This is a genomic window from Archangium primigenium (genome assembly GCF_016904885.1).
GTDB classification, from domain to species: Bacteria; Myxococcota; Myxococcia; order Myxococcales; family Myxococcaceae; genus Cystobacter; species Cystobacter primigenius.
The window spans coordinates 6,584,438-6,602,338 of record NZ_JADWYI010000001.1; the positions used below are offsets into that span (position 1 = coordinate 6,584,438).

General features: G+C 71.0%; 22 protein-coding genes. 7 read left to right on the top strand and 15 right to left on the bottom strand.

Annotated elements, in window-relative coordinates:
- Window positions 1-31: 31 nt before the first annotated feature.
- Window positions 32-1,033: an AgmX/PglI C-terminal domain-containing protein gene (locus I3V78_RS26880; RefSeq protein WP_204491384.1), complete on the bottom strand. Its 1,002-nt coding sequence runs from the start codon at window positions 1,031-1,033 to the stop codon at window positions 32-34.
- A gap of 64 nt (window positions 1,034-1,097) precedes the next feature.
- Here I3V78_RS26880 and I3V78_RS26885 point away from each other — a divergent pair, with 64 nt between their 5' ends.
- Window positions 1,098-1,925, top strand: a complete 828-nt coding sequence (locus I3V78_RS26885) for a tRNA pseudouridine synthase A (protein WP_204491386.1) — start codon at window positions 1,098-1,100, stop codon at window positions 1,923-1,925.
- On the opposite strand, the gene I3V78_RS26890 is transcribed toward I3V78_RS26885, so the two are convergent.
- The 9 genes from I3V78_RS26890 to I3V78_RS26930 all read right to left on the bottom strand — a co-directional run bounded on the left by I3V78_RS26890 (window position 1,922) and on the right by I3V78_RS26930 (window position 6,843).
- Window positions 1,922-2,086, bottom strand: coding sequence for a ribbon-helix-helix domain-containing protein (locus I3V78_RS26890; RefSeq protein WP_204491388.1), 165 nt, complete (start codon window positions 2,084-2,086; stop codon window positions 1,922-1,924). The two genes, I3V78_RS26885 and I3V78_RS26890, sit on opposite strands and share 4 nt — an antisense overlap.
- 210 nt (window positions 2,087-2,296) lie before the next feature.
- Entirely contained in the window at window positions 2,297-2,461 is a 165-nt protein-coding gene (locus I3V78_RS26895) for a ribbon-helix-helix domain-containing protein (protein WP_204491390.1), read from the bottom strand.
- A 168-nt stretch (window positions 2,462-2,629) separates the two neighbouring features.
- Complete coding sequence (gene larE, locus I3V78_RS26900) at window positions 2,630-3,514, bottom strand: ATP-dependent sacrificial sulfur transferase LarE (protein WP_204491392.1); 885 nt, start codon at window positions 3,512-3,514, stop codon at window positions 2,630-2,632.
- Window positions 3,515-3,596: 82 nt separating this feature from the next.
- A complete protein-coding gene (gene cysC, locus I3V78_RS26905; RefSeq protein WP_204491394.1) occupies window positions 3,597-4,382 on the bottom strand; it encodes an adenylyl-sulfate kinase in 786 nt (261 codons plus the stop codon).
- 165 nt (window positions 4,383-4,547) lie between these two features.
- Window positions 4,548-4,988 carry a Mov34/MPN/PAD-1 family protein gene (locus I3V78_RS26910; protein WP_204491396.1) on the bottom strand — a complete coding sequence of 147 codons (441 nt, stop codon included), beginning with the start codon at window positions 4,986-4,988 and terminating at the stop codon, window positions 4,548-4,550.
- Window positions 4,972-5,583, bottom strand: a complete 612-nt coding sequence (locus tag I3V78_RS26915; RefSeq protein ID WP_204491398.1) for a ThiF family adenylyltransferase — start codon at window positions 5,581-5,583, stop codon at window positions 4,972-4,974. The genes I3V78_RS26910 and I3V78_RS26915 overlap by 17 nt, the downstream gene beginning before the upstream one ends.
- Before the next feature lie 6 nt (window positions 5,584-5,589).
- Window positions 5,590-5,862 carry a MoaD/ThiS family protein gene (locus I3V78_RS26920; protein ID WP_204491401.1) on the bottom strand — a complete coding sequence of 91 codons (273 nt, stop codon included), beginning with the start codon at window positions 5,860-5,862 and terminating at the stop codon, window positions 5,590-5,592.
- Between the two features lie 4 nt (window positions 5,863-5,866).
- Window positions 5,867-6,109 (bottom strand): sulfurtransferase TusA family protein, encoded by a 243-nt coding sequence (locus I3V78_RS26925; RefSeq protein WP_204491403.1) that lies wholly within the window; start codon window positions 6,107-6,109, stop codon window positions 5,867-5,869.
- Window positions 6,097-6,843, bottom strand: coding sequence for a HesA/MoeB/ThiF family protein (locus I3V78_RS26930; protein WP_338023762.1), 747 nt, complete (start codon window positions 6,841-6,843; stop codon window positions 6,097-6,099). Before I3V78_RS26930 ends, I3V78_RS26925 begins: the two co-directional genes overlap by 13 nt.
- A 110-nt stretch (window positions 6,844-6,953) precedes the next feature.
- Between I3V78_RS26930 and I3V78_RS26935 the strand changes: the two genes are divergently transcribed.
- The 5 genes from I3V78_RS26935 (at window position 6,954) to I3V78_RS26955 (ending at window position 11,339) form a co-directional block, all read left to right on the top strand.
- Entirely contained in the window at window positions 6,954-7,334 is a 381-nt protein-coding gene (locus I3V78_RS26935) for a hypothetical protein (protein WP_204491407.1), read from the top strand.
- A gap of 76 nt (window positions 7,335-7,410) precedes the next feature.
- Window positions 7,411-8,694: a sensor histidine kinase gene (locus I3V78_RS26940; RefSeq protein WP_204491409.1), complete on the top strand. Its 1,284-nt coding sequence runs from the start codon at window positions 7,411-7,413 to the stop codon at window positions 8,692-8,694.
- Window positions 8,691-9,452, top strand: coding sequence for a response regulator transcription factor (locus I3V78_RS26945; protein ID WP_204491412.1), 762 nt, complete (start codon window positions 8,691-8,693; stop codon window positions 9,450-9,452). Before I3V78_RS26940 ends, I3V78_RS26945 begins: the two co-directional genes overlap by 4 nt.
- 64 nt (window positions 9,453-9,516) lie before the next feature.
- Window positions 9,517-10,752: an AAA family ATPase gene (locus tag I3V78_RS26950; RefSeq protein WP_204491414.1), complete on the top strand. Its 1,236-nt coding sequence runs from the start codon at window positions 9,517-9,519 to the stop codon at window positions 10,750-10,752.
- Window positions 10,749-11,339, top strand: coding sequence for a DUF4276 family protein (locus I3V78_RS26955; protein WP_204491417.1), 591 nt, complete (start codon window positions 10,749-10,751; stop codon window positions 11,337-11,339). The genes I3V78_RS26950 and I3V78_RS26955 overlap by 4 nt, the downstream gene beginning before the upstream one ends.
- Window positions 11,340-11,350: 11 nt before the next feature.
- Here the strand turns inward: I3V78_RS26955 and I3V78_RS26960 are convergent, their stop codons facing one another.
- From I3V78_RS26960 to I3V78_RS26970, 3 genes are all read right to left on the bottom strand, one after another.
- Complete coding sequence (locus tag I3V78_RS26960) at window positions 11,351-12,826, bottom strand: S1C family serine protease (RefSeq protein ID WP_204491419.1); 1,476 nt, start codon at window positions 12,824-12,826, stop codon at window positions 11,351-11,353.
- A gap of 109 nt (window positions 12,827-12,935) precedes the next feature.
- Window positions 12,936-14,534 (bottom strand): hypothetical protein, encoded by a 1,599-nt coding sequence (locus tag I3V78_RS26965; RefSeq protein WP_204491421.1) that lies wholly within the window; start codon window positions 14,532-14,534, stop codon window positions 12,936-12,938.
- Window positions 14,535-14,610: 76 nt separating this feature from the next.
- Entirely contained in the window at window positions 14,611-15,762 is a 1,152-nt protein-coding gene (locus I3V78_RS26970; protein ID WP_338023854.1) for an AI-2E family transporter, read from the bottom strand.
- An 85-nt stretch (window positions 15,763-15,847) separates the two neighbouring features.
- Here I3V78_RS26970 and I3V78_RS26975 point away from each other — a divergent pair, with 85 nt between their 5' ends.
- Window positions 15,848-16,339 (top strand): hypothetical protein, encoded by a 492-nt coding sequence (locus tag I3V78_RS26975; RefSeq protein WP_204491426.1) that lies wholly within the window; start codon window positions 15,848-15,850, stop codon window positions 16,337-16,339.
- A 50-nt stretch (window positions 16,340-16,389) separates the two neighbouring features.
- On the opposite strand, the gene I3V78_RS26980 is transcribed toward I3V78_RS26975, so the two are convergent.
- Both I3V78_RS26980 and I3V78_RS26985 read right to left on the bottom strand, forming a co-directional pair.
- Entirely contained in the window at window positions 16,390-16,503 is a 114-nt protein-coding gene (locus I3V78_RS26980) for a hypothetical protein (protein ID WP_002623709.1), read from the bottom strand.
- A 44-nt stretch (window positions 16,504-16,547) separates the two neighbouring features.
- Window positions 16,548-17,882, bottom strand: a complete 1,335-nt coding sequence (locus tag I3V78_RS26985; RefSeq protein WP_204491428.1) for a DmpA family aminopeptidase — start codon at window positions 17,880-17,882, stop codon at window positions 16,548-16,550.
- Window positions 17,883-17,901 lie beyond the last annotated feature (19 nt).

The window sequence follows — 17,901 nt, forward strand, 5'->3', positions numbered from 1 at the left end:
AAGCCGCCCGCCCTCCCGGACCCACCCCGCCCTACCCCTTCTTGCCGATGGTGAACGCCAGGCTCACCGTGGCGCGCTCGCCCGTGTAGGCCTTGAAGGGCCACTTCTTCATCTCGCCGAGCAGGCACTCGAAGAGCGCGCCCTTCTTGAGGCGCGGGTTGTCGATCCACAGTTGGGCCACCCGGCCGTCGTTGCCGATGGTGAACTCCAGCGGCACCTTGGCGGAGAAGCCCGGGCTGCGCTCGGCCTCCTCCTTGAAGCAGTGGTGGAGCGTGGCCTGGTTGGACTTCACCACCCGGTTGATGGCGCCCAGGTCGTAGTTGACCTCGGTGGAGAGCCCGTCCGCATCCGTGGTCACCTTGCCCGTGGGCCGGCCCGGCTTGCCCGCGCGTCCCGGCTTGGGATCGAGCGCCGCGAGCTTCTCGGGCTTGTCCTTGTCCAGTTTGTCCTTGTCCAGCTTGTCCTTCTCGGGCTTGTCCGCGTCCGCGAGCTTCTCGGGCGTATCCGTCTTCTCGGGCGGGGGCTCGGCGGGGCGCACCGGGGCGCGCTTGGGCTCGCCGGGGTACTCGAAGAGCTCCTCGGGAAGGGAGCGCCGCGCGGGGGTGATGACCGGGGCCTCCACCTGGATGTCCAGCTCGCTCAGCGCGGCCTGGCTGGCCAGGTACACCTTCACGTAGCGCGACAGCTGCCAGGCCCCGAGGCCCAGCACCCCGAGCAGGACGACGCCCATGACGGAGGTGATGAGGCGCGAGCGGGTGCGCCGCGCTCGGGCCTCGCGGGCCTCGGCCTCCACGCGCAACCGCACCACGGCCTGGGCCACGTGCAGCCGGAAGGGCTCCACGTCCTTGAGTTTGCGAAAGCCGCCCGGGCCCGAGGAGGACACCTCGGTGTCCCCGGTGAGTCCTCCCGCGTACAGCTTGTCCACCAGCTGTTGCCCGGTCAGGGGTCCGAGGACGAGGTCTCCCTGGCGGAAGAGCCACTGGGAGTCCTGCTGCGCCCGCTCGGGGTCATGGAGATCTTGTGCGGCCGACATGGGGCGCGAAGTATCCTAGGCTCCGCGCACCACCGCAACGCCCCTCCCGCCCCCTTGACGCTCCGTGAAAAGAACGCCCGTCGTCTTATGGATCTGGTACCGGGGAGGCTCCTTCAAGGGATTCCAGCGACAGCCGGGTGAGCCCACCGTCCAGGAGAGCCTGGAACGGGCCCTGCAAGCCGCCGGGGTGGACGCCTCGCTCATGCCCGCCGGACGGACGGACCGCGGCGTGCATGCCCGGATGCAGGTGGGCAGCCTCCGGCTCCCTCCCGGGTATCTCCCGGAAACACTCGCCGAGCGGCTCGTCCCTCTCCTGCCCCCCGACCTGGGGGTGTGCGCGGTCCGCCGGGCCCCCCAGGGATTCCACTCCCAGTGGAGCGCGGCGGGCAAGGAGTACCGCTACCGACTCCAGCTCGGGGGCGCCGTGGCCGAGGCGTGGCGGCCCTTCGTGATGGACCCGGGCGCCGAGCCCCGCCTGGAGGGGCGGGTGCCCTCACCGGAGCGGCTCGCGGCCCTGCTCGAGGCCGCCGTGGGGCGCCGGGATTTCCATGCCTTCCACGAGAACTCCAGCCCCCGCAAGCCGCGGACCCTGGAGTCGGCCACCCTGCACGCGCTGGGAGACGGTCTCTTCGAGGCGCGGCTGCGGGGCGACGGGTTCGGCCGCTACCAGGTGCGCTACCTCGTGGGCTCCGCCCTGCTCGCGGCCGCGGGAGGCCTGCCCGAGGCGGACTACCGCGCCGCGCTCGACACGGGTACGCCCATTCCCGGCCTCAAGGCCCCCGCCCACGGGCTGTTGCTGTGGGAGGTGCACTACCCGCCCGACAAGGAGCCCTTCCCCGCCGAGCTCCGGCGCCAGGCCCCGGGTCTGCCGGAGGGGCCCCCCTTCCGCTAGTCGACCAGCCGATCCTCGTACTTGGTGAGCAGGTCGGAGATGGCCTCGCGCAGGTACTCGCTCTGGCGGATGCGCGTGGAGCGCGACAGCTCCTTGAGGGCATCCAGCTTCTCGCGGTTGAGACGGAACACCACCGAGGTGAGGCGCGTATTCATGTCCATGGGTGTATCTCCTCCTACAGGTGCACACACTGTCGCACACGTCGGGGCGATCTCAAGAAAACCCCCGACTGGGGAGATCACCTCCGGGAGCGCGGAGACTCACGCGACGGACCTGGAGCAACGACGAGCAACGACGAGAAACGACGAAGGGTGACTCGCGGACCCTCCCCCGGGCCGCGGCCACCCTCTGTGCTTCCCGTGTGTGCCCAGCTACTCGACCGAGCGATCCTCGTACTTGGTGAGCAGATCGGTGATGGCCTCGCGCAGGTACTCGCTCTGGCGGATGCGCGTGGAGCGCGACAACTCCTTGAGGGCGTCCAGCTTCTCGCGGTTGAGACGGAACACCACCGAGGTGAGGCGAGGATTCATGTCCATGCGTGCTGTGTCTCCTACAGGTGCGCACAAGGTCGCACATGCGCGGGAGATCGCAAGAAACCGCCGGACCCAGGAGATCACTCCGCCTGGTGGCGCTCGCGTTCGCGCGCGGCGGATCTACGTCTGATCCGCAACAGGATCCAACATCCTGCCACGCTCCTGAGCGGATCAGCTCACGACGGGCAGCGGGTGCACGTCGGGCGAGGGCCGGGAGATGCCGGCCGCGTCGTTCATCCGGCCCGAGCGGAAGGGCTCGAGATCCAACGCGACGAACTTGAAGCCCAGGGCCTTGAAGGCGCCGTCCACCTGGCGGCGCACCTCGGCGGACAGGAAGCGCTCGTACTCCTCGGCGGCCAGCTCGATGCGCGCCACCTCCTGGTGGTAGCGCACGCGGAACTGCCGGAAGCCGAGCTTGCGCAGCTCGGACTCGGCGCCGGCGATCTGGAAGAGCCGCTCGCGCGTCACCGAGGTGCCATAGGGGATGCGCGACGCCAGGCACGCCATCTGGGGCTTGTCCCAGGTGGGCAGGCCCAGGGCGTGGCTCCAGGCGCGGATCTCCTCCTTGGTCAGCCCCGCGAGCGCCAGCGGCGAGCGCACCGCGTGCTCCTGGGCGGCCTTGTGGCCGGGGCGGTGATCCTTGAAGTCGTCCGCGTTGAAGCCGTCGAGCACCACCTCGATCCCCCGCTCGCGGCGCTGGGCCTCGCACAGGTCGTACAGCTCCGTCTTGCAGAAGTAGCAGCGGTTGGTGGGGTTGGCGGCGTACTGGGGGTTGGCCAGCTCGTCGCTCGAGACGACCACGTGCCGGGCGCCCAGGCGCTGGGCGAGCTCGCGCGCCTCTTTCTCCTCCTCGGGGGCGACCGAGGCGGACAGGGCGGTGAGCGCCAGGGCGCGCTCGCCCAGCTCCTCCACGGCGATCTTCAGCACGAAGGTGGAGTCCACCCCGCCGGAGAAGGCCACCAGCGCCGAGCCATGGGCCCTCAATTGGGCGCGCATCGCGTCCAGCTTGGGGCGGGAGGAATCACACAGGGCCTGGATGCGCTCGGGGGTCAGCATGCGGGCTCTATAAACGAAGAACCCCCGGGTTGCCCATGCACCCCGAGGGTCCTCGTGTCCTGAATGACGCCGGAACGAAGGTTCAGCGGGCCTTGCGCTTGGCCGGAGCCTTCTTGGCCGCCGCCTTGGGGGGCTTGGCGACGCGCGCCGCCCGGGCCGCCGGACGCGCCTTGGCGCCCTTGCCCTCCTTGGCCGGCTTGGCCGCCACCTTGGCGGGAGGGGCCACCTTGGCCGCCGCCTTGGGCGTCTTGGCCGTGGCCGGACGCGGCGTCACCTCGGTCTTGGTGGGCGGCTGGGGCTTCATCTTCTTGCCCGTGATGATCATCAGCTCGTCGGTCGTCACGTAGCCGAGGTCCAGCAGCGACTGGAAGATCTTCGCGGCCCCCTCCTCCACGCTCTCCTGCTCCGAGTGGATGACCACCTCGGCGGACGCGGGCGGCTCATACGGCTCGGTGATGCCGATGAAGTTGGGGATCTCCCCGCCCAGGGCCTTCTTGTAGCGGCCCGTGCTGTCGCGCTCGATGAGCTTCTCGGTCGGACAGTCCACGTAGACCTCGATGTAACGGCCCACCTGTCGGCGGTTGTCCTCGCGGCCCGCCTTGTAGGGGCTCACGCAGGGCACCAGCACCGCGACGTTGTTGCGGGTCAGCAGCCCGGCCACGAAGCCCAGGCGGCGCACGACCGTTATGCGCTCGTCCTTGCTGTCGCCCAGCCCCTGCCACAGCTCGTTGCCGAGCTCGTTCTCATCCAGGATCTCGACGTTGCGGTCGACCTGACGGAGCCGGGCCGCGATGTAGGCGGCCATCGTACTCTTGCCAGTACCGGACATGCCGGTCAGCCACACGGTGAATCCAAGCGTCTGCACCATACGGGTTCTAACTCCCTGCGCTTCCCAGGGCGCATATGCCTTCAGGAGCCCCCAGAGCGCGGCAGATCAAAAGTCGGGGGCGTTATAGACGAAAAACCCGGCCTTTGACAATTCGTGCCTACCTTTCCGCAGGTGCAGGGAGAAAGCAGGCGGGCGCTCGACTTCTCAAGGGATTTCCACCGGTTGGAAATCCTTGCCCTCCCAACGGAAGAGACGCCGGGCGGTGACCCGGCCGTGACGCAGGGCCATCACGAGGTAGGACACCCCCGGCAGCAGGGGCTCGCCACCGGGAGCCGCCTGGCGACGATCCTCCCGGGAGAACCCCGCGTCCCCGTCCCCCGAGACGTGGGAGTGGAACACCCACATCAGGTGCTCGCCCCGGGCGTCGGCCTCGCGGAGCACGCCCAACCATTCCGCGGGGTCGAAGGCGTAGGCGTCGCGCGCGGCCAGGGCGTTGCGCAGGGGGCGGCAGCGCCACGGGCCCCGAGCCCCCTGGCGCAGCACCACCCCGCAGCCCTCCAGGGGCCAGGCCGACTCGAGGTGCCGGACGACCGCGTCCAGGATCTCGGGGCCGGGGTGGGCAAGGCCCTCACCCGCATCGGCCACAGGCGTGGACCGTCCCTTCCGTCAGGATCCCGGGGGCCTGCCAGCCGCGCGCGCCCAGCGCGGGCCCGAGCCCGAGCAACAACCGCTGGAGGATCAAGGCCCCCAGGGCGCCCAAGCCCACCCCGGGAAGGCCTCCCGGCGGCGGCCCCAGCCCCGCCACGGTGGCCGCGAAGCACGCCGCGCACCCTTCCGGACCTCGGAAGACGACCACGCCCCGGGCCCCGTCCCCGCCCAGCGCCACCCAGGGGCCCTCGCCGTCCCACTGCGCGGGCACTTCCGCCAGACGACCCCCGCCGCCCGGCGCGAGCGCGCCTGGGGGGACCCCTGGCAGGTGCGCCGCGAGCACGTCCGCCGCGGACTCGCCCGTGTGTCCCGCGGGGACGAGGAAGCCCTCGGCCCCCTCGCGCAGGGGCCGCGCGTCCGGCACCACCGGCGTGCCGCCCGCCACCACATAGGCCGCGGCCGTCAGCCCCGCCTCGCCCGAGGCCCCCAGGCGCACCCCGCCCGCGAGCAGCCGCTCCTGACCGCGACCGCCCACCTCCCTCAGGAGGATCTGCCGCGAGTAGCGCAGGATGTCCGCCTCCCCGAGCGCCATGCCCCGCTAGCCTCCCGCCATGGCCGGCACGAGCAGGAGCCGGTCCCCGTCGGTCACGGGCGTGTCCCGCTCCTGCAAGGCGCGGATGTCCTCGTCCCCGAGGAACACGTTCACGTACCGGCGCACCTCGCCCCTCTCGTCGAGCACCCGCGCGCCCAGCCCCGGGTGGGCGCGGCCCAGGTTGTCCAGCACCTCGCCCACCGTGGCGCCGGCGACCCGGACCTCGCCCTGGTGGGCCGCGAGGCTCCGCCACGCCGTGGGAATACGAACCGTGGCCATGACCTCAGACCCCTTCCCGCTTGCGCAGGAGCAACCGGTGGCTGCCATCGCCCCGGGGCTCCAGGGCGAGCACCTCGTGGCCGTCCTCGCGCGCGCTGCGCGGCACGTTGCGCAGGGGCTCGGTGCCCTTGAGCCACACCTCCAGCACCGCGCCCGGGCCCAGCGCCTCCAGCGCCAGCTTCGTGCGCACGTACGTCATCGGGCAGACCTCGTGGGTGATGTCCACGGTCCGCGTCACCTCGTGCATCGCTCGGACTCCTCGGCAAAGACAGGGGCGCGCGGGTGGGCGCACCCCGCGCAATCCGGTACCCGGCGCACGCGCACCTGACGGCCACGCAGGGTGGCGCCGTCCAGGACGTGCAGCACGGCCTCGCCCGGCGCTCCAGACGGCCCGTCCAGGCCGGACTCCAGGCCCACCGCCAGGCACTCCAGGACCAGCGCGGCCTGGAGCGCGCCCACCAGGCCCGCCATGGGCCCGAGCACCCCCGCCTGCGCGCAGGTGGGCACGGAGTCCGCGTCGGGGGCCTCCTCATAGAGGCAGCGCAGGCACGGGCCGCCGGGCACCACCCGCATCGCCTGGCCCTGCAGGCGCAGCACCCCGCCATAGACGAGCGGCACCCGCGTGGCCACCGCCACGTCCGACAGGAAGAGCTTGGTGGCCGTGCCATCGGTGGCGTCCACCACCGCGTCATGCGCCCGGAACAGGGCCTCGGCGTTGGCCGCGTCCACCCGGCCCCACACGCGCTCCACCGCCAGGGAGGGAAAGGCGCGCCGCAGGCCGTCGGCCGCCGACTCCACCTTGGACCGGCCCACGTCCGTGTCGCGGTGCCACAGCTGCCGGTGGAGGTTCGTCACGTCCACCCGATCCGGGTCCACGAGCGTCAGCCGCCCCACCCCGGCGCGCGCGAGCGCCAACGAGGCCGGACAGCCCAGGCCTCCCGCCCCCACCACCAGCACCGACACCCCGTTTCGCACGCGCACGACCCTCGCCGAGCCTCCGTCCTCCGTCAACCCCGGCCCACGTGAAAAGCTGCCCGTCTCCCCGAGGCCGTGCTTATGGTCCCCGCTCTCACGCTTTTCCGGAGGACACCATGAAGCTCGCCCTGCCGCTGCTCGCCGCCCTCTGCCTCGCCACCGGGTGCCACAAGAACACCGCCGACGCCCCCGCGCCTGCCTCGCCGCCCGCCGACACCGGCACGACCACCGGCGCGCTGACGCCCACCGACTCCGGCGCCCCCTCCGACTCCGGCACCCGGGTGCAGGGCGGCCTGCCCGCCGCCCAGGAGGCGTGTGTGGATCAGTGGCTCAAGGAGCACAAGCTAGACCGCTACGGCCACCCCGAGGGCACCATGTACGCCGGCGGCTCGCCCCTCTTCAACGAGGCCACCGGCGAGACCCAGGACCGCCTGGCGCACGTCTTCGCCCGCCAGCCGGACGCCCAGAAGGCCTGCCCGGCCCCCGCGGGGAACTGAATCCTCGGCCGGAGGGCGGACGATCGAGGGGAGGGATTCCCGAGAACCCGGCGACTCCCCTAAGCTCGCCGGACCGATGGATCCCGCCCTGACCCTGGACGCCCAAAGCCCCGAGTCCCACCGGCGTGCCCGCGTGCGTGAAGTGCTCGAGCGCCGCAAGCTCACGGACAACGTCTCGGCCGCCCAGGCCGCCCAGTCCTGGGAACAGGAGCGCTTCGTCACCCGGGCGCGCAGCCTCTTCTACGCGCGGCTGATGTTCCTCACCCTGGGCCTGCTCCTGCTCGCGGTGCCCAGTTGGTCCTCCTACTTCGGCCTGCAGGGGGTCATCTCCTTCGTGGGCTACTTCGCGATGCTGCTCTACAGCGTCGCCAACTTCCTCGTCATCGATCACCCCAAGGTGGGCCGGTGGGTGACGTACATCACGCTCTGCCTGGACGTGGTGATCATGGTGGTGGTGCTCGCCAAGCCCCAGGTGGGCGGCGGCCTGCAGAGCCCGCTCCTGGCCACGCAGCTGCTCTTCACCACCCTCTTCGCCATCCTCTACCCCAAGCCGCTCGCGGTGCTGCCCGCGGTGATGTCCCTGCTGGTCATCATCCGCCTGGACCTGCTGCTCGAGCGCAGCTTCACCGCCGTCGAGTTCCTCACCCTCTTCTGGTACCTGGGCCTCAACCTCATCATCATCTCGGTGCTCTCCTACCTCAACGAGCGCGAGACGCTCGCCCACCGCGAGGTGGTGGAGCTGCAGGGCGACCTCAAGGAGATGGCCGTGGTGGAGGAGCGCAACCGGCTCGCCCGGGAGATCCACGACGGCCTGGGCGCCTCGCTCTCCTCGATGATCATCCAGTCCGAGTACATCCTCGGCCTGGCCAAGGACGGGGCGCTCCACTCGGAGATCCAGGAGCTCCGGGCCACGGCCGAGGAGTCCATCGAGGAGCTGCGCCGCAGCCTGCAGATGATGCGCGAGGACTTCGAGCTGGCGCAGGGGCTCGAGGACTACGTGAAGACGTACGGCGCGCGCACCCAGTTGCCCATCCGCTTCGAGCGCACGGGGCTGCCGCGCAAGCTCGCGCCGGACGCCCAGCTCGCCCTCTTCCGCATCCTCCAGGAGTGCCTGTCCAACGCCCTCAAGCACGCCTCTCCCACCCAGGTGCACGTGCACCTGGACTACGACGCCACCCGGGTGGAGCTGCTCGTGCGCGATGACGGCAAGGGGTTCGACCCCCAGCGCACGCCGCGCGGCCACTACGGCCTGCTCAACATGCGCGAGCGCTCCATGAAGCTCGGGGCCACGCTCCTCGTGGACTCCTCTCCCGGCAACGGCACCCGCGTCTCCTTCTCCCTCCCGGCCCTCTCTCCATGACCGACGTGATCGACTCCCCCGCCTCCGCCGCTCCCATTCGCGTCCTCGTGGTCGAGGATCAGACGCGCATCCTCAAGAACCAGCTGCGCCTGCTCGAGGGTCGGCAGGACATCGAGATCGTCGGCACCGCCCTGTCCGGCGAGGCGGCGCTCGACGAGGTGCCCCGCACCCAGCCCCACGTGCTGCTGTTGGATCTGGGGCTGCCGCGCATGAGCGGCATCGACGTCACGCGCAAGGTCAAGGCGCAGTGGCCCGAGGTGGAGATCCTCATCTTCACCATCTTCGACGAGGAGGACAAAGTGCTCGAGGCGGTGATGGCCGGCGCCTCGGGCTACCTGCTCAAGGGCACGCCCGTGGACAAGATCATCGAGGCCATCAAGGACGTGCGCGCGGGCGGCTCGGTCATCCAGCCGAACCTGGCGAGCCGCCTGCTGCGCCACTTCATGGGCCCCAACACGACCCGGCCCGGCCCCAAGCCCGTCGACGAGGGCACGGGCGCCGCCGAGGTGGCCGCGCCCGGGCCCACCCCGGCCCTGGACGATGCCCACGAGCCGCTGCTCAAGCCCCTGTCGGACCGCGAGACGGAGATCCTCCAGCTCATCGCCAAGGGCGTGTCCAACAGCGAGGCGGCGCGCGTGCTCAACCTGAGCAAGGCCACCATCCGCACGCACCTGGAGCACATCTACCGCAAGCTCGAGGTCACCAACCGCGTGGAGGCCGTGACCGAGGGCATCCGCAAGGGCCTCATCTCGGTGTGACGGCGCTGGATGCGGCGCGCGGCATGCGCTACGGGAGCGGCGTGACACGCCTTGGAGAGCCCTGATGTCCTCCCCCGAGACCGCCTGGCAGCCGCCGCTTCAAATGACCGGGACCCCAGGCCCGTTCCTGAAGCGGGTCCAGTTGCGCAACTACCGCAGCATCGCGGCCTGTCACCTGGAGCTCGGCCCCCTCACGTTCCTGGTGGGCCCCAATGGCTCGGGCAAGAGCAACTTCCTCGACGCCTTGAGGCTCGTCACGGACGCCTTGAGGACCTCCCTCGATCACGCCCTGCGCGATCGCGGAGGCGTCAATGAGGTCCGGCAGCGCTCCAGCGGCCATCCCAAGAACTTCGCCGTCCGGCTCGATTTCCAGCTCCCCCAGGGAGACTTCGGGCACTTCGCGTTCGAGGTCGGTGCCCGCCCACATGGGGATTACGTCGTCCTGCGGGAAGAGTGCGCTGTTGGCGCGGCGAACTACCTCGTGCGCGAAGGCACGGTCATCCACAAGCCCGCGCCCCTCGCGCCTCCTGGCTCGGCCGACCGGCTCTACCTCGTGAACGCCGCCGGCCTCGCGGAGTTCCGCCCCGTCTTCGACGCGCTCTCGAACATGGGGTTCTACAACCTGAACCCGGACAAGATCCGCGCCTTCCAGTCTCCCGATAAAGGGGAGCTGTTGGCGCGCGACGGTCTCAACCTGGCCAGTGTGCTGGAGCGTCTGGAGAAGTCGGATGCGGGCAGCACCAAGCGCCGCATCGAGGACTACCTCAGCCGGATCGTGCCTGGCTTGGAGGGCGTCGAGTCCAAGCGGGTCGGACATCTGGAAACGCTGGAGTTCCGGCAGCACGTCGAGGGGGCCAAGGAGCCCTGGCGCTTTCCCGCCATCAACATGTCGGACGGAACCCTGCGTGCCCTGGGCGTCCTCGTGGCCTTGCTCCAGGCCCGGACCGAGAAGGACGTCCGCGTCGTGGGAATCGAGGAGCCCGAGGTGGCCTTGCATCCCGCCGCCGCCGGCATCCTGCGCGACGCGCTCCGCGATGGCGCGCGGCACGCACAGATCATCGTCACCAGCCACAGTCCCGAGCTTCTCGATGATCCGGGAATCTCCGCACGGGAGATCGTTTCGGTCTCCGCGGAGCAGGGCAAGACGCTCATCGCCCGGCTCGACGAGGCCACCCGAACCACGCTCAAGGACCGGCTCTACACGGCCGGCGAATTGCTGAAGACCAACCAGCTGACTCCGGAGCTCGAGGAGGTTCCCTCGCCCGAACAACTCCGGCTCTTCGATCTGGAAGGCGCATGAAGGTCGGTCTCATCGTCGAAGGCCATGCGGACGTCTACGCACTCCCTCTTCTCCTGCGACGACTGCTCCAATTCCTCGACCCTCAGCTTCAAGTCTCCGTCTTGAATCCACATCGCGTTCCTCGTGGACAGCTGGTCAAGCAAGAGGAACTGCGGCGCGCGGTCGAGCACATGGCCGGAAAGGTGGGCTCCGAAGGCCGGATCCTCATCGTGCTCGATGCCGATGATGATCTGCCCTGCCAGTTGGGTCCTCGATTGCTCACGATGGCCAGGACCCATCGACCGGACCGTGACATCTCGGTGGTTGTCGCCACGCGAGAGTACGAGACGTGGTTCCTGTCCGCGGCGGAATCGCTTCGTGGCCACCGGGGACTGCCCCTGGATCTGGAGGCGCCCAGCCATCCCGAGGGAATCAAAGGCGCCAAGGAGTGGCTGGGCCAGCGCATGGCCGACGGCTACACCGAGACCATCGACCAGCCGGCGTTGACCATGCTGTTCGACCTGGTCGCGGCGCGCCGCTCGGACTCTTTCGACAAGCTCGTGCGTGAGGTGGGACGGCTCTTCGGGCTTCCCGTCCCTCCCCGCTGACCGATGCGGCGCTACTCCAGGGCGAGCGCGCACACCTCGGTGGCCATCGTCTCGCCCACGGAGCCCGGCAGCCAGTAGACCCAGTCGGAGGGCGTGTTGATGCCCGTGGCGAAGGTCTCCTTGGCGAAGCGCGACTGCGAGAGGATCCGGTACTGGCGGGCGTCGCAGTCGTACTCCTGGAGGCTCTTGCTGTTGTTGTAGCGCTGCTTGCCGCGCCCCTCCCAGCGGTCGTGGACGGACCAGGTCCACACCTGGATGGCGCCCGCGCTCGTGCGCCGCGCGGTCTTCCTGTCGATGTACATCGTGGTGTCCGAGGAGCGCGCCACCCGGGACCACCGGCCGTCCTTGAGCGCCTGCGTGCCCGTGTCCGTCTTCACCGGCACGTCCCCCCGGAGAATCCCCACGGTGTACTCCCCCGTCGCCCCGGCGGAGACGGAGAGCACCATGACCGCGAAGACCCCGTCGCGCGGCAGTCGCAACACGAGCCGGGCGACGCCGCCCACGGTGTCCGCATCGGCCGTGCCCAGGGGTTCGCTCTCGCCCCGCGCGTTCAAGCCCACACCGACGAGCCGCGCGGCGAAGGAGGAGCCGCCCGCCATCACCGTGTAGACCTCGCCCGCCTTTCCCTCCGAATGGAGCACGTCCCCATGCCGCCCCTCCGAGGAGGTGTAGTCGTCGGCGGACAGCGTCCCGGACGCGAGCTTGCCCACGGTGAGCCGAGGCGTCGTGGCGAGCGCGTCCCGGAAGGTCGGCTTCGAGGGGGCCGGCGCCTCCGGCGTGGCGGAGGTCGCCTGGAGGGACGCCGCGTCCGCGGACGGCTTCCCGGTGAAGGGGATGTGGCCCGGAGGGCTGGTCAACAACGCGCGGACGTCCCGGCCCGGAATGGCGAAGTTGAGGTTCTGCCCCACCTCGAGGATCGCGACGCTCACCCCGACGACCGCGCCCTCCGGGTTGAGGACGGGCCCGCCACTCGAGCCGTGGGAGATGGGGGCGCTGATCTGCATCATCCGCTGGCCCTCCCGCTCCCGGAAGGCGCTCACGATGCCCGTGGACACCGTGTTGGTGAGCCCCTCGGGCGCGCCGATGACGACGAGCGACGTGCCCACGGGCGGCTCCTCGGCCGCCAGCCGGAGTTCTCCGGGCGCGCTGGCCAGGGCGGGCAGCACCGCCAGGTCCGCGCGCGTGCTGAGGCTCTCCGCGTAGTCCGTCGTCCCGAGCAGCGTGTTCTCGAAGTCGTACACCTCCACGCGCATCGCGCCCTGGACCACATGCGCGTTGGTGACCACGCGGCCCTTCTCCACGAGGAACCCACTGCCCTGGCCGAGTGGGCTCCCCTCGACGTCATAGGTGCGCAGCGACACGACGGCGCGGCCCGCCACCCGGACGACCTCGGGCAGGGACGGCGCGCTGACGGGGGGCGCGGGCGCGGCGGGGGACGAGGGCTGGGCGAGCAGCAGGCCCACGGCGATTCCAAGAGCGGTCAGCATCCGAGGAAACGTCCTTCCGGGGAGCCGCGAGGCGCGGCGGGCATCCCGCGCGTCCCCTCCGGCGACTCTCGCACTGGCCGCCCGTCCCCGTCCAGGCGGGGGCCCCGCGTCACCAGGCGGCGGTGAGGCCCACCCACAGGCTCGAATAGGCGTCCCGCGCCACGCCGCCCTCCGTCCACCCCCGCCGGGTGCCCGCGCCGGTGAAGGTGTCCGAGTAGTGCTCGAGCTTGAGCCGTGCGCTGTAGCCGAACGGGCCCCAGAGGTCGCCCGCGAGTCCCAACTGCGCCTCCCAGCCGACGCTCGACACCGCCGTGCCGTAGTCGCGCACCTCGCTCAGGAAGGGGCCCTTGCCCAGGCCCGCGAACGCGCCGCCCGGCACGGGCTGGTAGAACAGCCGGCCCCCGCCCTCCAGGCGGATGAGCCGCATGAGCGGCACCGAGGCCTCCAGCGCCACCACCGGGGTCAGTCGGTGCACCACCGGCACGGGGACGTCCAGCGGATCCTCCACGGCGAAGCCATGGTCGTACGCGCCCAGGCGCACGCCCACGTGCCCCCACAGCGGCGTCTGCTCGCTGCCCAGGTCGAAGAACACGCGGTAGGCGAGCGTGGCGCCAAAGGCGGTGTCCGTCGCGGCCACCTCGCGCGTGGGCGTGGAGCCCGTGGGCGAGGACACCCGCACCGTCGTCGGCGCGAAGCCGCGCTGAAAGGCCAGCGTCAGTCCCAGGCCTCGGATCAACGACGGGCGATGCGCCAGGGGGAACACCTCCGCCTCGGCCGCGAAGCCCAGGTAAGGCGCGGTGGAGGTGAAGTCCGACGTGTCGCCCTGCCGCTGCTCCTCGGGGCGCGCGTCATACTCCGCGCAGGACGCCACGCCCGGCCGCGCGCAGTACTTGCGCCAGGTCGCCGTGGCGCCCACCAGCAGCCGCACGCGCGGGGGCAGCCGGCGCGCATCCACCGCCGGGGTCTCCGGAAAACCGCCCCCGCTGCCCGAGGGATCCACGCCATACGTGTGCGACTCGGCATCCAGCTCCACCCAGGCCACGGGCGCGGCGGGCCCCGCGGGCACGGCCGCGGCGACGGGCGCCGGCTCGGCGGGAGTGAGCACGGGCCTGGACGCCGGCGCCTCCGGCGCGCGGGGCGGCGTCTCCTTCGGGGCACTCGCCTGGGGCGCCGGGGACGGCTTCATCTCGGGCGAAGCGGGCGGAGCGGGCGGCGCCGGGGGCGGCACCTCGGACACCGGAGGCCGCTTGATGTCGGGCGCGGGCGCGGCGAGCGGCTGCAGGCGGGAGGTGGCCACGGCCTGGGCCAGGGCCGCCAGATCCTTGGGCGCGAGCGCGCCGCGCTTGAGCGGGTAGCTGCCCACCCACACCTCCCGGCCCTCGCGATCCAGGAGCCGGGCGTTGAACGTGGCCCCGACGGAGCCGGTGAGCACGGCGTCCACCTTCAAGCGGGGCGCGAGCAGCTTCAAAGCGCTCGGGCCCACGGCGGCGGGGCCCGTCAGTCCCTGTTTGGCGGCGGCCTGGGTCCAGGCGGTGGGCGGCAGGACCTGGGCCTTGCGCGTCTTGCGCAGGGCGGCGGTGACCTGGGCGCGCAGCTTGCCCTTGGGGTCGCCCTCCAGCGCGGAGACGGCCAGCCGCGCGGCGAGCGCGACCTGGGCGGTGAGCAGTACGGCCAGTGACAGAGCCAACGCCGCGCCGCGGCGACACATCGTGCGTCCAGGGGCCTTCATGGATGCCGGGAAGCCTCACCCGGCGCGCGGGCGCTTGTCCAGGCTTCCCGGACGTTCAGGCCTCCACGGGCAGACGGGCCGGGGCGACGACCTCGCTGGACACCCCGGGCGTGCCCGTGAGGGTGCTCGGGGGCGGCGCCACGCTGGAGCGCAGCCCGAGGAAGTCCCGGCGGTAGATGCGCACCATGGCCATGAAGAGCGAGGCGATGAGCGGCCCCACCAAGAGGCCCATCATGCCGAACACCGCCAGGCCGCCGAACATGGACAGGAAGACGAGCAGCGGGTGCAGCGTCATGCGCGAGCCGCACAGCCGCGGCCGGATGACGTTGTCGATGCTGCCCACCACGAAGGCGCCCCAGGCGAGCAGGAAGATGCCCTCGTTCACCTTGCCCATGAGCACGAGCACCGCGCCGATGGGCCCCCACACGAGCGCCGTGCCGCCCACGGGCACCATGGCCACCACCACCATGGCCGCGCCCCACACGCCCGCGTGGGGCACCCGCGCCAGCATCAGCCCCACCGTGCCCAGCGCGCCCTGGATGAGCGAGGTGAGCGTGTTGCCGTAGATGATGGCGTGGGCGACGTCGGTGAACTCCTTGGCGAACGCCTGGATGTAGCGCTTGTCGAGCGGGATGAGCTGCGTGCCGTCGTTCCACAGGCGGCGCCCATCCAGGAAGAAGTAGTACATGGCGACCATCATCAGGAACAGGTCGATGATGAGCTCGGTGCCCGCGCCCAGCAGGTTGGAGAGCATGAGCATGCCGTTGGACATGGCGCCCTCAAGCGCCTGCTCCGTGCGCGAGCCCTGCAGGGCCGCGGCGTAGCGCTGCAGGCCGCGCGGCAGGCCCGCCACCACGCGCTCGCGCAGGTCCACGTGCTCGAACACCTCCTGCGTGTGCTCCATCAGCCCGAGCACCTCGCGCACCACCATCCACCCCACCACCACCAACGGCACGAGCAGCAGGAGGAAGACGGCCAGCGTGGACAGGCCGGCGCACACCGATGGGGACAGCTTGAGCCGGGTGCGCAGCAGCCACTGCTGCATCGGCTGGAAGAGCACCACCAGGAAGCCGCCGAGCAGCACCGGCATCAAGAACGGCAGGAGAATGCGTGAAAAGAGAACCAGCGCCAGGACGAACAGTCCGGCGAAGATAAGATTGGAACAACGCTTCGTGTCGAACCCCGTCACAACCCCACCCCCGCCCACTTCGGCCCCGCCCAGGACGCAACAGAACGTAGGAACGTCGCTTCCTCGCGGGAAGTCCAACCCCCCCTTCCGAGGGAGTCCATCCATGAATACTGGACGATTCGCGCTTCGTTGCGGCTCCGTGCTTCTGCTGTCCCTGTCGCTCGCCGCCTGTGGCGGCAATGCCCCGGGCTGCTCCCAGTGTCCGCCCCTGGAGGGCACCTACGGCCTGGCGCTGGGCACGGGCAGCACGCCCTCCAGCTGTCAGGGCGTGACGGTGACGCTGCCGCGCGGGCCGCTCGAGGTGCAGCGCCAGGAGAGCGCCCTGACGGGACAGCTGGACGGGATGGCGCTCAATGGCACCGCGTACGCCTCGGGGGACTTCAGCCTCGTGGGCAACCGGACGCTGTCACCGGACGGAGGCACGCCAGCGGCGGGGCCCGAGTCGGTGAGCCTCTCCGGACGCTACGTGGCCGCCGAGGGGGATGGCGGGGTGCCGCGGCTGGAGGGGGAGTGGCTGGGCAACTTCGCGAGCACCTCGTCGGGGACGGTCCGGCGCTGCGCGGTGACCCGCCCCTTCACGGCGACCCGTCAGTAGGCTGACGGGCGGCGGCACGTGGGGGGCGGGCCGGGAACGGCTCCGCGGGACTACTTCTTCGCGGCGGCTTCCTTGGCGGCGGCGGCCTTGCGCTTCAGCTGGCGCTTCCACTTCTGACGGATGATGTTCTGCACGCGGCGGTGCTTGCTCTTGCTACGGGCCATGTCAGGTGTCTCCTGGGTGAAGGTAGGACAGAGGCAAAGAGCGCCTACGTACCAGAAGTTCCACCGGAAGAGGAGTCCTCGCTGTCGTCCGGGGCCGGCCGGGTGGGCTGGGGGAAGCTGCTCTCGGACAGGCGCACCTTGGGGCCGGGGGGAGCGCCGGGGGGCGAGCCGGGGGCGGCCCCGGAGGCCGGACCGGGGGTGGGGGTGGGAGTTCCCCCTTCCCCGGAGCGCTTGCGTGCCGGGGTGAACAGCGGGCGGCTGGCCGTCACGAAGCGCCGGATCTCCTCCAGGGGCAGCGCCGGCACGAAGTTGCCGTTGACCCCCGTCATGGAGGTGGCCATGCAGATGGCGTTGAGGATGGCCTCCTCGGTGGCCTCCATCACCGCCTCGTAGAGCGGGTCCAGGCGCTGATCCAGGAGGATCTTCAGCTTGTAGACCATCTTCTGGGTGCGCCGGGGGATGATGTTGGCCGTGGAGAAGCCCACGACGATCTCCCCCGAGCCGTGCGCCGCGTAGCTGCCCACCCGGCCGATGCCCAGGCCCACGCGCTTGCACAGGCGGTTGAGCTGGTGGTTGAGCAGGGGGGCGTCCGTGGCCACCACCGCGATGATGGAGCCGTAGCTCTGGGTGCGCCGGGGCACGTGCTTGAACTTCTCGGCCAGCACCTCGCCCACCGGCAGGCCGCCCACGCGCAGGTTGTGCATGCGGCCGAAGTTGCTCATGACGAGCACGCCCAGGGTGTAGCCCCCCAGCGCCTCGGGCAGCTTGCGCGACGCCGTGCCGATGCCGCCCTTGAAGTCACACGTGAGCATGCCCGTGCCGCCGCCCACGTTGCCCTCGGCCACCGGGCCCTCGGACGCGGAGCGGATGGCCTCGTAGACGTGCTCGCGCTTGACGTGCCGGCCGGAGATGTCGTTGAGGAAGCTGTCGTCGCACTCGCCGACGATCGGGATGATGACGTCGTGCTCGTCGCCGATGCCCGGGTTCTGCTCCACCATGTAGCGGGCCACCGCGTCGCTCACCGCGCCCACCGCCATGGTGTTGGTGAGCAGGATGGGCGTCTCCACCAGCCCCCACTCCATGAGCTGCGTCATGCCGGACACCTCGCCGGCCCCGTTGAGCACGAAGCCGCCGCCCGTCATGCGCTCCATGAAGATGTCGCGGCGGTTGGGCAGGATGGCGGTGACGCCCGTGCGCACCGGGCCCTTGCCGGGCGTGAGCGCGCCCTCGCCCTGGATGATGGTGCTGTGCCCGACGAGCACGCCCTCCACGTCGGTGATGGCGTTGTGCTTGCCCGGCTTGAACCGGCCCAGGGACAGGCCCAGGTCCCGGGCTCGTACACGCTTCTCGGGGGACTCGGTCTCCGGCGGGTTGGCCATGGGGCGCCAACCTAGCCGA

Excerpts from the sequence above, each read along its gene's own strand:
- I3V78_RS26880 (WP_204491384.1), bottom strand. The coding sequence starts at position 1,033 with ATGTCGGCCGCACAAGATCTCCATGACCCCGAGCGGGCGCAGCAGGAC.
- I3V78_RS26890 (WP_204491388.1), bottom strand. The coding sequence starts at position 2,086 with ATGGACATGAATACGCGCCTCACCTCGGTGGTGTTCCGTCTCAACCGC.
- I3V78_RS26895 (WP_204491390.1), bottom strand. The coding sequence starts at position 2,461 with ATGGACATGAATCCTCGCCTCACCTCGGTGGTGTTCCGTCTCAACCGC.
- larE (WP_204491392.1), bottom strand. The coding sequence starts at position 3,514 with ATGCTGACCCCCGAGCGCATCCAGGCCCTGTGTGATTCCTCCCGCCCC.
- cysC (WP_204491394.1), bottom strand. The coding sequence starts at position 4,382 with ATGGTGCAGACGCTTGGATTCACCGTGTGGCTGACCGGCATGTCCGGT.
- I3V78_RS26915 (WP_204491398.1), bottom strand. The coding sequence starts at position 5,583 with ATGGCGCTCGGGGAGGCGGACATCCTGCGCTACTCGCGGCAGATCCTC.
- I3V78_RS26920 (WP_204491401.1), bottom strand. The coding sequence starts at position 5,862 with ATGGCCACGGTTCGTATTCCCACGGCGTGGCGGAGCCTCGCGGCCCAC.
- I3V78_RS26925 (WP_204491403.1), bottom strand. The coding sequence starts at position 6,109 with ATGCACGAGGTGACGCGGACCGTGGACATCACCCACGAGGTCTGCCCG.
- I3V78_RS26935 (WP_204491407.1), top strand. The coding sequence starts at position 6,954 with ATGAAGCTCGCCCTGCCGCTGCTCGCCGCCCTCTGCCTCGCCACCGGG.
- I3V78_RS26940 (WP_204491409.1), top strand. The coding sequence starts at position 7,411 with ATGGATCCCGCCCTGACCCTGGACGCCCAAAGCCCCGAGTCCCACCGG.
- I3V78_RS26945 (WP_204491412.1), top strand. The coding sequence starts at position 8,691 with ATGACCGACGTGATCGACTCCCCCGCCTCCGCCGCTCCCATTCGCGTC.
- I3V78_RS26950 (WP_204491414.1), top strand. The coding sequence starts at position 9,517 with ATGTCCTCCCCCGAGACCGCCTGGCAGCCGCCGCTTCAAATGACCGGG.
- I3V78_RS26955 (WP_204491417.1), top strand. The coding sequence starts at position 10,749 with ATGAAGGTCGGTCTCATCGTCGAAGGCCATGCGGACGTCTACGCACTC.
- I3V78_RS26960 (WP_204491419.1), bottom strand. The coding sequence starts at position 12,826 with ATGCTGACCGCTCTTGGAATCGCCGTGGGCCTGCTGCTCGCCCAGCCC.
- I3V78_RS26965 (WP_204491421.1), bottom strand. The coding sequence starts at position 14,534 with ATGTGTCGCCGCGGCGCGGCGTTGGCTCTGTCACTGGCCGTACTGCTC.
- I3V78_RS26975 (WP_204491426.1), top strand. The coding sequence starts at position 15,848 with ATGAATACTGGACGATTCGCGCTTCGTTGCGGCTCCGTGCTTCTGCTG.
- I3V78_RS26980 (WP_002623709.1), bottom strand. The coding sequence starts at position 16,503 with ATGGCCCGTAGCAAGAGCAAGCACCGCCGCGTGCAGAACATCATCCGT.
- I3V78_RS26985 (WP_204491428.1), bottom strand. The coding sequence starts at position 17,882 with ATGGCCAACCCGCCGGAGACCGAGTCCCCCGAGAAGCGTGTACGAGCC.